Consider the following 14,133-nt stretch of genomic DNA (forward strand, 5'->3'; position numbering starts at 1 on the left):
GGACGGCCCGGCCTCGGAAAATCCGGCCGTCCGGCGGGTGCCTGGACAGCGGGTGCGCGTATCAGCGACGGCGCGGTTCGCCCGGTGCGGCGGCGGCGATCGCGTCCGCGCTGGTGTCGCCGGGTTCGGCCTGCGCGACCTCGGTCACCGGTTCGATGACCACATGGGCGGTGCCGGAATCCAGCATCCCGATCCGCGCGGCGGCGGCGGGCGACAGGTCGATGATGCGGCTGTGCAGGAACGGTCCCCGGTCGTTGACCGTCACCACGACCGAACGGCCGGTATCCTGCGAGCGGACCAGCACCCGCGTGCCCATCGGCAGCGTCGGGTGGGCCGCGGTCAGGGCATGCGGGTCGAACGGATGGCCCGAGGAGGTCCGGCGCGCCGGACGCAGATGGCCATACCAGCTTGCCACCCCATGTTCGGACCAGGACAGGGCCGAACGGCTGGCGAGCATCAGCCGATGGGACCGCCGGGCCAGGGCCGCGCGGACGGATGCCGCCCAGGCGGTCACCGGATGGCCGGCCGTCGCGCCGGCGATCGGTGCGTCGCCGGCCGGCGTATCGGAAGGCGGCGCGTCGGAAGGCGAGCCATCGGTATCGGCGCCAGCCGCGCCGGCGACGAGGGGCGCCTTATTTTCCGCCAGGGCTGTCGCTTCCCGGCCACAGGCGGTGGAAGCGAACGCGAACAGGCACGCCACCGTCGCCAGCAGCCGGCCGCCCGATCGTATCCGTCCTGTCTTCCGGTCCTGTTCCAGAACGTTCCCCAATCCTGTTCGGTCATTCGCCAATAACAAAGGCCATACAATAAAATCGGAACAGCAAATTCAAGGTTTTTCCGCCACGCGCGCCCGGGCACGACCGGACGGCATCCTGGCATTTCCTTAAATAGTGTTGCCGATTCAGTGTTCTCGGGGTGAAATGTGGCGATTTTCGGTCATCATTATTGTGCACCGCACCCGGCGATTCATCCCCGTCGGGCGTTCGTCGCAGCCGCCGGCGCAGGGGCCGCCAGGCGGCGAGCGGCGATCATTCTCTTGGAACGGAATGACGGTCGTGCTACGGCGCCTGTCACAATGGTGCGCCCTCTCATCGCGGTCCTCAACGGACCCAACCTCAACATGCTCGGACTGCGCCAACCGGAGGTCTACGGTCGGGCGACCCTGGACGACGTGGAGCAGATCTGCATCCAGGCCGCCGAACGGCTGGACGTGGCCATCGACTTCCGCCAGACCAACGGCGAAGGCGAGCTGGTGTCCTGGGTCCAGGAATGCCGGAACCGCGCGCGGGGCATCGTCATCAACCCGGCCGCCTATGGCCATACCTCGATCGCGCTGCTCGACGCGCTGCTGGCCGTCGACCTGCCGGTGATCGAGGTGCATATCTCCAACATTCATCGGCGTGAGGAATTCCGTCACCATACCTACTGCTCCCGCGCGGCCGCAGGCGTCATCTGCGGGCTGGGGGTGCGCGGGTATGCGCTGGCGCTTCAGGCGATGACCGACATGATTCTGGACGAGGACGATCGATGAGCCGACTGCTCGTGGACGCGGATGCCATTCGGGCATTGGCTGAAATCCTGACCGAAACCGGCCTGACCGAGATCGAGATCGCGGAGAAGGACAACCGCATCCGCGTGGTCCGCGCCGCCGCCGGCCAGGTCCATGCCCTGCCGGCCGCCGCCCCGGCCGCGATCCCCGCCGCCGCCGCTGCCCCGGTCGCCCCCGTCGACCCGGCCAAGCATCCGGGCGCGGTCACCAGCCCGATGGTCGGCATCGCCTACCTGGCGCCGGACCCCAGCGCCCCGCCCTTCGTCACCGAAGGCCAGGCGGTCGCGGCCGGCCAGACCCTGATGCTGATCGAGGCGATGAAGACCTTCAACCAGATCAAGGCCCCCCGCGCCGGCACGCTGAAGGCGCTGCTGGTCGCATCGGGCGATCCGGTCGAGTTCGGCGAAGCCCTGGCCATCATCGAGTAATGTTCGCCAAGATCCTCATCGCCAATCGCGGCGAAATAGCCCTGCGGGTCCTGCGCGCGTGCCGCGAGCTGGGCATTCGCACCGTGGCGGTCCATTCCACCGCCGACGCGGACGCCATGCATGTCCGCCTGGCCGACGAGGCCGTGTGCATCGGGCCGCCGCCGACGCGGGATTCGTACCTGAACGTCGCCGCCATCCTGTCGGCCGCCACCATCACCGGTGCCGAGGCGATCCATCCGGGCTATGGCTTCCTGTCGGAAAATGCCGATTTCGCCGAGACGGTCGAGGCCCACGGCCTGGCCTTCATCGGGCCGACCGGCGCCCATATCCGGATGATGGGCGACAAGATCACAGCCAAGACCACCATGCGGGCGCTGGGCGTGCCGCTGGTCCCCGGGTCGGACGGCGCGCTGGCCAGCCTGGACGACGCCCGCGCGGTGGCCGAGCAGGTCGGTTATCCGGTGCTGATCAAGGCGACGGCGGGCGGCGGCGGGCGCGGCATGAAGGTCGCCCACACCGCCGACGAGCTGGAGGAGGCCTGGAGCGTCGCGCGGACCGAGGCCCGCACGGCCTTCGGCAATGACGAGGTCTATCTCGAAAAATACATGGACCGGCCCCGCCATATCGAGCTGCAGGTTCTGGCCGATGCCCACGGCAACGTGGTGCATTTCGGCGAGCGCGACTGCTCGCTGCAGCGGCGGCACCAGAAGCTGCTGGAAGAGGCCGGGTCGCCGGCCCTGACGGCGGAACAGCGCGACGCCATCGGCGCCACCGCCACGGCGGCACTGCGCAAGCTGGGCTACCGCAACGCCGGCACGCTGGAATTCCTGTATCAGGACGGGCAGTTCTGCTTCATCGAGATGAACACCCGCCTGCAGGTGGAACATCCGGTGACCGAAATGGTCTGCAACGTCGACCTGGTGCGCGAGCAGATCCGCATCGCCGCCGGCCAGCCCCTGGGCTACGACCAGTCGGACGTCCGTTTTTCCGGCCATGCGATCGAGTGCCGGATCAATGCCGAGGACCCGGCGACCTTCCTGCCGACCCCCGGCACCGTCACCGTGTTCCACCCGCCGGGCGGCCTGGGCGTGCGCATCGACAGCGCGCTGTATGCCGGCTATCGCGTGCCGCCTTATTACGACAGCATGATCGGCAAGCTGATCGTGCACGCGCCGACCCGCGCCGAGGCCATCGCGCGCATGCGCCGCGCGCTGGACGAATTCGTGATCGAAGGCGTCAAGACGGTGATCCCGCTGCATCGGCAGATCCTGGACGATCCCGAATTCCAGAAGGGCGATTACACCATCCACTGGCTGGAACGCTTCGTCGCCTCCCGCACGTAGCGGTCCCGGCAAGGGCCCCGGCCCTTGCATCCCGTTCGTTTCATGAAGTCCCGGGTTTCCGGATGGACGCCGCGCGTGGCTCCGGCCATAGGGAACTGATCGGTGTGCCGAGAAACGCCGGCATCATCCCCGCGGCGCCGAAACGCCCCCCTGTCAACCCAGGGCGGAATCCAGATAAGGGCTGGTGGCGTCGAAGAACATCTGGTTGGTGTCGAGTTCGTACGAGATCACGTTCAGGCTCGACAGCGCGCGGTCCATTTCTATCCGGGTGGCGAGGTTCGCCTCCTGCCCCGACTCGGCGGTGATCCGCTGGATCGCCAGCTTCGCCGCCCGTGCCGTGCGTCCGTAATGGCCGCCATAGCGGCCGCTGAACTGCGCCATGCGGCCCATCATTTCCTCGATCACCTTGCGGGCCTGGGGCGGCAGGACGTTGCGCGCCAGGATCGCGCGCAGGCGGATGACGTTCAGCCCGATGGTCATCGCCGACAGGATGCCCTTCAGGTAAGCGTCGATCACCGGTTCGGGGGTCCGTTCCGCATTGGTCAGCAGCCGCACGAAGCGATCGACATTGCGTTCGACGACATAAAGCGGCGACGGCAGGGTGTGCGAGCGCGCCAGCAGCCGCAGTCCCTTCAGGATGCCGGTGCGCATCTGCCAGCGCATGCCGTTGGTGTCGAACGGCAACACCAGCCGGAACGTCCACATCGCGTACCACAGCGCCAGGATCAGCGGCATGGCGGTGTTGAAGAACGAGATTTCATCCAGCCGGGCCTGGTTGGCCGGCCCGACCAGGATCGGCAGGAACAGGTTGTACGACACCGCCGCCAGCACGATGGTCGGGTAGGCGAAGGCCAGCCCCCCCGCCAGCATGGGCAGGCTGAGGCAAAGGGCCAGGATTTCGTAGGTCGACGGCGTGGCCAGCGCCCACAGCACCAGCACCGCCGCGGCGCCCACTGCCCAGAAGGCCCCGGTCAGGAATGCCTGGGTGGCCAGCGCCGGCTTTTCCAGGGTCGCAAACAGGCTGCACACGATCGAAACGAACATCAGGAACAGCAGCCCGTCGCGCCAGCCGGTGGCGATCCAGATCACGCCGGCGCCGAAGATCGTCACCGAGGCCCGCAGGCTGTTGGCCAGCGCCTGCTGCCAGTCGCGGTAGGTGCGGATCCGGTAATGGAAATGATCGTGCGGCAGGGGGTGGAGGCTGGCCTCGAACTGGATGATCGCCTGTTCCAGATCGTCCAGCATCGCGTCCAGCGCGTGCTGCAGCATCCTTTGCCGTTGCAGGGCCGCCGCCGCGTCCGCGGCGGCCGGGGGGCGGACATCGCTGCCCATTTCGTCGCCCAGCGAATCCGCGATGCTTTGCCGGCAATCGGCCCGCAGCGCCGCCAGCCGGTTCAGGACCGACGGGATGTCCCGGCCTTCCAGCCGGCCGGGAAGTTCCAGCAGGAAAGTCCGCACGTGCCCGGCATTCGCGTCGAACCCATCGCCCGGCGCGCCGCCGGGCATGTGCATCAGCGCCGCGAGATCCAGTCCGCGCGACAGCAGCACCGCGACCCGTGCCAGGGCCGCGCGGGCGTGATCGCCTTCGTGGCCGTGATGGCGGCCCATCTCGACCTCGGCGAATTCGATCTGGTCGCTGAGGGTGGTGACGGTGGCGAAGACGCCCCGCGCCCGCGACAGGGCCTGGCCGTCGCCGGCCAGCAGCGCCGCCAGCGACCGGGCCGCGCCGTCGATGGCGGTCAGGAAGTTCCGCGCCAGCCGGTCCCGCGCCCGTTCGCCCAGCCGGAACTGGAACAGCGCGGACACCGAGGATTCCAGCACGATGCCCAGCACGATATAGGTCGCGCGGGCCATGGCGATCTGGAAGATGTGTTCGGGGTCGGCGATGCCGTCCAGCGCGATGATGGCGTAGGTGAAGCCGCTGGCCCGCATGCCGTGGATACGGTAATTGGTCATCGTCGCCGGGCCCGGCAGCAGCGTGCCGACAAAGCAGAACAGGCCGATGCCCACCGCCAGCGCCACGATGAACAGCAGCGGCGCCTGCGGGAAGGCGGCGACCAGCGCCACCGCGCAGATCGTGCCGACGACCATCCCGAACAGGTGCCAGCGCGCCTTGGCGACGCTCTTGCCCCGGGTGCCCTGGGCAACCATCCAGACCGTCAGGGCCGCCCATTGCGGGCTGCCCAGTTCCCACCACAGGGCGATGCCCAGCGCCACCAGCGACGTGATCGTCGTCCGCAGCGCGTAGCCGAAGGTCAGCAGGTCGGGGGCGAACAGCCAGCGGAGATGGTCCTGCCGCCGGGGGGCGCCCGACCACAGGCGGGCCCACAGGTCGCCCATCCGGGCCCGGGCCAGGGTCAGCGCAAGACTCCTCATCCCGGCATCCGTGCTCCCGCCTGCGACGCCGCCCCTGCGACGGTTCCCCTCTGCCTGTCTAGATCACACGACCTTTGCCCGGCAGGCAACGATCCGCATAACAGACTTCCCCAAAGCGTATTTTTCCGGCCGGCGGAAAACTGCCCGGATCAATCGTCGTAGGACACCAGGGATTCGACAGGGATATCCAGGCGGTCGCGGCCGCCCAGCGCGCGGATTTCGATCAGGGTAGCGGCGCCGACGACGTTCGCGCCCACCTTGCGCAGCAGCGCGACCGACGCGGCCAGCGTGCCGCCGGTCGCCAGCAGGTCGTCCATCACCACCACCCGCTGCCCGGGGCGGATCGCGTCGGCCTGGATGTGCAGGGTGTCGTTGCCGTATTCCAGGTCGTACTGGTGCGACACCGTGGCGCCCGGCAGCTTGCCCGGCTTGCGCAGCATCACCAGCCCGCAGCCCAGGCGGCTGGCCAGCGGGGCGGCGGTCAGGAAGCCGCGCGATTCGATGGCGGCCAGCATGTCCGGCGCCCAGGGCGCGACCGCGCGCGTCATCCGGCCCATGGCCACCTGCCAGGCGTCCGCATCCCGCATCAGGGTGGAGATGTCATAGAACAGGATGCCGGGCTTCGGAAAATCCGGAATGCCGCGAATGTGCTGCTTCAGGTCCATCGTGGCGGTCGTCATGTCGGTGTCCAAATCCATCCCATGCGAAAACCGGCCCTGACCTGACGTCCGGACCGGAGAAAATCCCGACCTGCTGTAGCCCGCCGCCGTCGCCCCCCGCAAGCCCGCAGTGCCGCCAGCGCCGCCGGCATCCACGGGCGGGCCTTAATGAAGGATGGGCACGTCCGGCGCCGTCGCGCCGGCATCGCGCGGGCGCGTGGGCCGCAGCAGGACCATCAGCATCATGATGACGGCCCCCAGCAGCATGACGCCCGCCATCGGCACCGGGGTGCTGCCCGGCAGCATGCCGACGACGGCCCCGGCCACGGCGCCCAGCACATATTGCAAGGTGCCGATGAAGGCCGCGGCGCTGCCCGCCAGGCGGGGATGGTCGGCCATGGCCCCCACCGTCGCGTTGGGGCCGATGATGCCGGTGGTGCCCAGCGCCAGCATCATCGCCAGCACCAGCGGAACCAGCGCCAGGCCGTGCAGGACGGCGCCCCCCTTCATGACGAAGGCCATGACGATCGATACCACGGTCATCGCCACGGTCCCCAGCACGGCCGCGCCCACAGACAGGCCCAGGATGCGGGTCGCGTCGATGCGCCCCACCAGCATGCCGTTCAGCTGCGACGCGCCGATCATGCAGACGGCGAACACCCCGAACAGCATGCCGAACTGCGCCGGCGAGAAGCCGAACAGGTGGATGAACACCGACGGCGCCGCCGACAGATAGGTGAACGACATGAAGCAGGCGAAGCCCGCCACCAGGGCATTGGTGATGAACCCCCTGTCGCGCACCAGCAGCAGGTAGCGGCTGGCCAGCGCCACCGGCGACATCACGCTGCGTTCGCCCGGCGGCAGGGTTTCGGGCAGCACGCGCGCGACCAGGAAAGTGCAGGCCAGCCCATAGACCGCCGACGCCCAGAAGATGGACCGCCAGGTGGTGAAGGACAGCACGAAGCCGCCGATGGTCGGCGCCAGGATCGGCACCACGCCCATGACCAGCACCAGCCGCGACATCAGGCGCGCGGCCTCGTTCCCATGCGACATGTCGCGCACGCAGGCGCTGGGGATGACCAGGCTGGCCGACGCGCCCAGCGACGCCAGCAGCCGGAAGCTGGAGAACGTCCAGATGTCCGGCGCCAGGGCGCAGCCGACCGAGGCGAGGGTATAGACCAGCGTGCCCACCAGCATGGGCATCCGCCGGCCGAACCGGTCGGACAGCGGGCCCATCGTGATCTGTCCCACCGCCAGGCCGACGAACCAGATGGCGAGCGTCATCTGCGCCGATCCGGCCTGGGCGTGCAGGGACGCCTCCAGCGCCGGGAAGGCGGGAAGATAGATGTCCGTCGACACGGGACCGACAGCGGTCAGAAAGCCGAGCAGGATCGCGATCCAGCTCATGGGCGTGGCAGTCTGAACGGCGGCAGGGGCATCGTCGGATCTCGCGGCTATCGCGGAAGACGCCATGGCGGCACTCCGTAAGAGATCGTCGGGCCCTACTATCCCAGCGGCCCTTCGCATTTCATCACCTAAATACAGTAAGGCTGCAATTCGCTGTACGCGGTGCATCCACGCAACAGCCCGCCTGCCTTGCCGCCTGTCCACGGAACCCGCCAAACCCGGCGGGAACGTGGCGGTTTCAGGACATGTCCCGGGCAGCGCCGTCCATCACGCCGCCGCCCCGCCGCATCAGCCGGAGGCCGAGCGCCCCGGATGCCGCGAACAGCAGCGCCGCCAGCGCCACCTGCCACCCGTGGCCGATCCGCGCGCCGCTGCCCAGCAGGACGAAGACAATGGTCTGCGGCAGGCTTCCTGCAAGGGTCGCCAGAAAAAAGGACCCCGCCGGGGCGCCCGACACCCCGGCCAGCAGGTTCACCATCAGGGCCGAGCCCACGGGCAGCAGGCGCAGGGTCAGGATGGTGGCGAACGGATTGGCCGCGACCAGCCCGTCCAGGCGCGCCAGCCGGCCGGTCAGACGCCTGCGCACCGCCGCCCGCCCGACGCCCCGCGCCCAGGAAAAGCCCGCCATCGCACCTGCCACCGTCGCCGCCGTCGCGAACCCGACCCCGGCCAGCGGACCATACGCCACCCCGGCGGCGAAGCAGACCGCCTGACGCGGCAGGCCCACGGCGCAGAACACGGCGGCCACCAGCAGGAAGACCGTCCGCCCCCAGGCCCCGTCGCGCAGCAGCGCGGTATCGGTCATCAGCCCATGCAGGCCGGGGGCCAGGCGCAACACGACACCCACCGCCATGAACGCGGCCACCATCAGGGCCGGCCGCGCCAGCGTACGCATCCGGCCGGGGGCAGCACTCGGGGGGGCCGGGGGGCATGACCGCCCGGCCGCGCCGGCCGGGGGATCGGAATACGGCATGGCTTGCGCCCTAGCACCGCCTTGCGGCCGGCCGCAAGGGCAGTCTAAATCGGCCGCATGTCCACAAGCATCCCCTTCCGTCCGGCCGGCGGCCGCGACGACGCAACGCCCATGGCCCTGCGGAACCGCCGCCGGGTATCGGCCTGGCTGTTCGCCGTATGCTTCATGCTGATCGGCATGATCGCGCTGGGCGGCTATACCCGCCTGACCGGATCCGGCCTGTCGATCATGGACTGGCGGCCGGTCACCGGCATCGTGCCGCCGCTGACGCATGCCGAATGGGAACGGCAGTTCGCGCTGTACCAGACCATTCCGCAATACAAGATCCTGCATGACGGCTTCGGCCTGTCGGGGTTCCAGAAGATCTTCTGGGCCGAATGGACGCACCGGTTCTGGGGACGGATGATCGGCCTGGTGCTGCTGGTGCCGCTGGTCTGGTTCGCGGCGACCGGCGCGCTGACGCGCGGGCTGATCGCACGGCTGGTCCTGTTCTTCGTGCTGGGCGGGCTGCAGGGGGCGATCGGCTGGTTCATGGTCGCCTCGGGCTTCAACCCCGACAGCACGGCGGTGGCGCCGGTGCGGCTGGTGCTGCATCTGTGCTGCGCCTTCGCGCTGTATATCGCGATCCTGTGGACCGCCCTGTCCGTCCGCACGCCCACCGCCCCCTTCATCCCGGCCACGCCGCCGGTGGTGCGGACCCGGCGGCTGGTGTGGACCGCCACCGTGCTGATCGGCATCACCATCATCGCCGGCGGCTTCACCGCCGGGACGCATGCCGGATTTACCTACAACACGTTCCCGCTGATGGACGGCCGCCTGGTCCCGGCCGGCTATGCGCGGCTGACGCCGTTCTGGCTGAACTGGTTCCAGAACATTCCCGCCGTCCAGTTCGACCACCGGCTGCTGGCGACCGCGACCGCACTGACGATCGGGGCCTGCGTGTTCACGGGCCTGCGCACGCCGCAGATCGGCAAGCCCGCGCAGGACGCGCTGATGCTACTGGGCTGGGCCGTGCTGATCCAGTACGCGCTGGGGGTCACTACCCTGCTGCTGGTCGTGCCCGCCTGGGCCGGCACCGTGCACCAGACGTGGGCCGCGGTCCTGCTGACCGTCGCCATCGTGACCCTGCACCGCCTGCGCGGCGTCGGCCGGCCCTGATACCGGGCCCGAGGGCGCGGAGGAGGATCCAGCGGGAGACGACGCGGAGGCGGCTGCCGCAGGCGAAGGGATTTCGGGCGTGGACGGGCGCAGCGGGGGCTGTTCGGGCGGCGGCACGGCAGCCGGCGGGGTGGACGCCACGACCGGCGGAACCGGGGATGCAGGAACCGGGGCCGCTGGGACCGGAGCCGGGGACACGCGGGCCGCTGTGACCGGGCCCTTATCGTTGGCCGGGCCCTTCACGTCGTAAGCGTTGAACGGCGGCAGGGGCTGGGCCGGCGGCTGGTCGGCGCGCGGATTGCGGTCCAGCACCACGCGGGTGTCCTGCGGATAACGGTTCATCAGGCCCAGCAGGGTGCCGTTGGTCCAGCCGAAGCCGACCTGCATCGGATATTCGCCGCCGCCCTTGCCGCCGGTCGGGCTGATCACCGGGTTCACCACGTCATATTTTTCCAGCAGCACGCCGGATTTTTCATAGGTGCCGATCACGCGCCCCATCCAGCGCGTGGCGATCTCCTGCGCCAGGTCGTCGATCCCGTACTGGTTCAGGCCCTTGATCGCCATCCATTGCGTCGGCGCCCAGCCGTTGGGAGAATCCCATTGCTGGCCGCTGACCCGGTCGGTGGTCGTCAGCCCGCCGATTTTCAGCAGCCGGGCACGCAGGGTCGCGGCGACGGCCTGCGCCTGGTCCGGCGTCGCCATCTGCAGGAACAGCGGCATGACCGTCGCCCCTGACAGGACCGGCGACAACGCGCCCTTCTTCCAGTCGTAATCGAAGAAGGCCCCCTGCCTGTCGTCCCACAGGACGCGGCGGATGGCGTCGATCCGCGCCGTGGCCTCATGCGCATATCGATCGGACAGGGACGTGTTGCCGTTCAGGGCGTAGGCGTGGGACAGGGTCTGCTCCAGATGCGCGATCAGGCAGTTCAGTTCGACCGTCAGCAGGTCGGTCGTATGGATGGAGGACAGCGTGTGCCCGTCCGCGAGCCATCGGGACGAATAATCCCATCCCGTCTCGGCCCCCGCGCGAAGGTCGCGATAGACCTCCGCCGCCGGGCGGTTTGTCGCGGTGGCGGTGGCGATGTCCTCGGGGTAGCTTTCGTCGCGCGGGGTCGAGAGATCGTCCCAGTGGCGGTTCATCACCGTTCCGTCGGGCAGGCGCACGACACGGCGGTAGGCTGCGCCGGGCGCGGTCTGCGCCGCGCCATCCATCCAGTAATCATATTCGCGCTGCAGTTCGGGCAGGAAATTCGTGTAGGCGACCTGCCCGTCATGCATCGCCAGCAGATCGACCATCAGCGCGAAGAAAGGCGGTTCCGAGCGGCTGAGGTAATAGGTGCGGTTGCCGTTGGGCATGTGCCCGTACCGGTCGATCAGCGAGGCGATGTCGCGCACCATGCTGCGCATCAGGTCGATCCTGCCGTCCTCGTACAGGCCGATCATGGTGAAATAGCTGTCCCAGTAGTACATCTCGCTGAACCGGCCGCCGGGGACGACATAGGTGTAGGGCAGAGGCAGCAGCGAGGAATGGGCCACCAGCGTGTCGGGCGGGCGGCTCAGGACCTCCCACATGCCGGTGATGTAGTCGCGCACGCCCTCGTTCGGGCGGCGGCGATAGGACACGGTCCGGCGCGGCGCGACCGAGAAATGCTGGGCCACGAAATCCTTCAGCACGAACCCGGGGCGGTCCTTCTGCCGGTCGTAGTCGGCCAGCAGCGGATCCGGGGCCTCGTCGGGGATGGCGTCGGCGATGGTCTTCGCGTCGTCGAAGACATGGGCCGCGCCGATGGCCGCGAACAGCCCGTCCAGCGCGATGGAGGGCGGGCGGAGATCCTGCTGGTCGGCCGAGGGCACCGCCACCCCGGGGCCGGCGGGACGCGGCGCCAGCGGGGACAGGTAGATCGCCGGTGGGGGAAGGGCCGCGCCAAAGGGGACGACGGTGGCGACCGGGGGCGGAAAGGGGGCGGGAAGGATCGCGGCCTGCGCGGCGGTATCCTGGATGGTCCCCTGGGCCAGGGCCTGCGCCGCCGCCGGCGCGATTGGAACCGACAGGACGGCCAGCATGCCCGCCAGGCCGGAGAGAGCACGGGCGCGGAACCGTGCGGAGACAGGGAGATGGGTCGGATGGGGCACTGTCACTGGGCGCGGATTCCTCGGTCGGTCAGGGACTTGGCAGGGTCAGGATGCCCTGCGGCGGCGGGATCGGAAAGAAAAACGGGCCGGATGGAGGGAAGTTCACCCGCCCAACATCTGCGGGTGCTGGCCAATCGGACGGTTTCGCCCCATGTCGGAATACGACTATGACTCGCGATGACCGATCCGCCGTCCGGAGACTGCCCGATGCCCTCGCCCTCCCCGAGCCTGACCTCCCCGATCCTGAACCCGCTGACCGCCACCGACCGTCTGTTCTTCGACCGGGCGGGCGCCACCCTGGGGCGCGCGGAGGCCGAAAGCCTGGTCCGCCGCACGCTGGAGGGCATGGATGACGGCGAGTTGTTCCTGGAATATCGCGAGAGCGAGATGATCTCGCTGGATGACGGAGTGATCCGGTCGGCCACCTTCGATACGTCCTCGGGGTTCGGCCTGCGCGCCATCCTGGGCGAGGAGACCGGCTTCGCCCATGCCGACGAATTGAGCGAATCGGCCCTGGCGCGGGCGGCGGAAACGGTGACGCAGGTCCGCGCCGGGCGGTCCGGCGTCATGGCCCCCGCCCCGCAGGCGACCAACCGGCGGCTGTATGGCGACGCCAACCCGCTGGGCGAGACCGATTTCGCATCGCGCGCCGCGCTGCTGTCGGCGCTGGACGGCTATGCCCGGGGGCGCGATTCCCGGGTGGTGCAGGTCTCGGCCTCGCTGGCCGCGGAGTGGCAGGCGGTGCAGATCATTCGCGCCGACGGCCAGCGCGTCGCCGACCTGCGGCCGCTGGTGCGGCTGAACGTGTCCGTGGTGGTGGAGAAGGACGGCCGGCGCGAGAGCGGCGGCCATGGGCTGGGCGGCCGCTATTCCTACACCCGCCTGCTGGACGAGGCGGTGTGGAAGGGCGCGGTGGACGAGGCCCTGCGCATGGCGCTGGTCAATCTGGACGCCATTCCCGCCCCGGCCGGCGAGATGGAGATCGTACTGGGGGCGGGCTGGCCCGGCATCCTGCTGCACGAGGCCGTGGGCCACGGGCTGGAAGGCGATTTCAACCGCAAGGGCACGTCGGCCTTCGCCGGCCTGATGGGCAAGCGCGTCGCCGCCCCGGGCGTCACGGTCGTCGATGACGGCACCCTGCCGGACCGGCGCGGCAGCCTGACCATCGATGACGAGGGCACGCCGTCGGGCCGGACGATGATGATCGAGGACGGAATCCTGACCGGCTATATCCAGGACCGGATGAACGCGCGCCTGATGGGCGTGCGCCCCACCGGCAACGGCCGGCGCCAGTCCTATGCCCATGCGCCGATGCCGCGCATGACCAATACGATCATGCTGGGCGGCGACGCCACGACCGAGGACATGATCCGGTCGACGAAGCGCGGCCTGTATGCCGTCAATTTCGGCGGCGGGCAGGTGGACATCACGTCGGGCAAGTTCGTCTTCGCGGCGTCGGAGGCCTATCTGATCGAGGACGGCAAGGTCACCGCCCCGGTGCGCGGCGCCACGCTGATCGGCAACGGGGCGGACGCGATGACCCGGGTGACGATGGTCGGCGGCGACATGGCCCTGGACCCGGGCATCGGCACCTGCGGCAAGGCCGGCCAGGGCGTGCCGGTAGGCGTGGGCCAGCCGACGCTGAAGATGACCGGGCTGACGGTGGGCGGAACGGGGAAGTAGTCCTCGCCCGGGTCTGCATGAGTTCTTGGCGGCATTCCCCAGGGTTCCGCCGTGAAACCGGCGAAAAGGCGTTCGGTCGTCCAGCTGGAAGACAAGTTACCGAAAAAGGCAGACAAAACCCGCAACCGACCCCAGCAGGATGCCCGGTTCGATAGCCCGCGCGGCCAAAACTGTCGTGCGCGGGAGCCCTATACCTGGTGGGCTCCCGCGACGTCGTCGCAGACGGTGTCCTATCACCCCCTTGAGCCGTCGACCGCCATCAGCTCGGGATGGAACGCGGGGCTGTCGACACGCTTGAAGCCCCCTTTGCCCGACCAGGATCCAGCCATGTCCGTCGAGCCGTCGCCATCTTCGTCGGTCGAATCATTGAAATATTGGTCCACCAGTTCCGGGGTGGGCTGAATCGAGCCGATTTCCAGAGGTG

At 69.2% G+C, this 14,133-nt stretch carries 11 protein-coding genes and 1 pseudogene; 5 read left to right on the plus strand and 7 right to left on the minus strand.

Annotation, left to right across the window (positions count from 1 at the left end):
* Positions 1-61: 61 nt before the first annotated feature.
* Entirely contained in the window at positions 62-769 is a 708-nt protein-coding gene (locus tag HLH28_RS18105) for a septal ring lytic transglycosylase RlpA family protein (RefSeq protein ID WP_246396016.1), read from the minus strand.
* A gap of 306 nt (positions 770-1,075) precedes the next feature.
* Here HLH28_RS18105 and aroQ point away from each other — a divergent pair, with 306 nt between their 5' ends.
* Genes aroQ through accC form a run of 3 tightly spaced genes read left to right on the plus strand, consistent with a single transcriptional unit; the run spans position 1,076 to position 3,320 of the window.
* The gene (gene aroQ, locus HLH28_RS11560; RefSeq protein ID WP_182959214.1) at positions 1,076-1,531 is read left to right on the plus strand and encodes a type II 3-dehydroquinate dehydratase; all 456 of its coding nucleotides are present in this window, start codon (positions 1,076-1,078) and stop codon (positions 1,529-1,531) included.
* Entirely contained in the window at positions 1,528-1,977 is a 450-nt protein-coding gene (locus HLH28_RS11565) for an acetyl-CoA carboxylase biotin carboxyl carrier protein (RefSeq protein WP_182959216.1), read from the plus strand. The genes aroQ and HLH28_RS11565 overlap by 4 nt, the downstream gene beginning before the upstream one ends.
* Positions 1,977-3,320, plus strand: coding sequence for an acetyl-CoA carboxylase biotin carboxylase subunit (gene accC, locus HLH28_RS11570; protein WP_182959218.1), 1,344 nt, complete (start codon positions 1,977-1,979; stop codon positions 3,318-3,320). Before HLH28_RS11565 ends, accC begins: the two co-directional genes overlap by 1 nt.
* Positions 3,321-3,473: 153 nt before the next feature.
* Here accC and HLH28_RS11575 read toward each other — a convergent pair whose 3' ends face one another.
* From HLH28_RS11575 to HLH28_RS11590, 4 genes are all read right to left on the minus strand, one after another.
* Complete coding sequence (locus HLH28_RS11575) at positions 3,474-5,696, minus strand: FUSC family protein (RefSeq protein WP_182959220.1); 2,223 nt, start codon at positions 5,694-5,696, stop codon at positions 3,474-3,476.
* 149 nt (positions 5,697-5,845) lie between these two features.
* Complete coding sequence (locus HLH28_RS11580; protein ID WP_182959223.1) at positions 5,846-6,376, minus strand: adenine phosphoribosyltransferase; 531 nt, start codon at positions 6,374-6,376, stop codon at positions 5,846-5,848.
* A gap of 144 nt (positions 6,377-6,520) precedes the next feature.
* Complete coding sequence (locus HLH28_RS11585) at positions 6,521-7,828, minus strand: multidrug effflux MFS transporter (RefSeq protein ID WP_182959226.1); 1,308 nt, start codon at positions 7,826-7,828, stop codon at positions 6,521-6,523.
* Between the two features lie 172 nt (positions 7,829-8,000).
* Entirely contained in the window at positions 8,001-8,735 is a 735-nt protein-coding gene (locus HLH28_RS11590; RefSeq protein ID WP_246396018.1) for a TVP38/TMEM64 family protein, read from the minus strand.
* 111 nt (positions 8,736-8,846) lie between these two features.
* On the opposite strand from HLH28_RS11590, the gene HLH28_RS18110 reads away from it, so the two are divergent.
* Positions 8,847-9,893, plus strand: a complete 1,047-nt coding sequence (locus HLH28_RS18110; protein WP_246396043.1) for a COX15/CtaA family protein — start codon at positions 8,847-8,849, stop codon at positions 9,891-9,893.
* A gap of 231 nt (positions 9,894-10,124) precedes the next feature.
* Here the strand turns inward: HLH28_RS18110 and treF are convergent.
* A pseudogene (treF, locus tag HLH28_RS11595) lies at positions 10,125-11,957 on the minus strand (alpha,alpha-trehalase TreF); the annotation flags it as partial.
* 276 nt (positions 11,958-12,233) lie between these two features.
* On the opposite strand from treF, the gene tldD reads away from it, so the two are divergent.
* On the plus strand, positions 12,234-13,709 hold the full coding sequence (tldD, locus tag HLH28_RS11600) for a metalloprotease TldD (RefSeq protein WP_182959228.1): 1,476 nt from the start codon (positions 12,234-12,236) through the stop codon (positions 13,707-13,709).
* Between the two features lie 233 nt (positions 13,710-13,942).
* On the opposite strand, the gene HLH28_RS11605 is transcribed toward tldD, so the two are convergent.
* On the minus strand, positions 13,943-14,133 hold a 191-nt coding region (locus tag HLH28_RS11605), incomplete at its 5' end, for a hypothetical protein (RefSeq protein WP_220790055.1).

Source organism: Gluconacetobacter tumulisoli (assembly GCF_014174155.1).
GTDB lineage: Bacteria > Pseudomonadota > Alphaproteobacteria > Acetobacterales > Acetobacteraceae > Gluconacetobacter > Gluconacetobacter tumulisoli.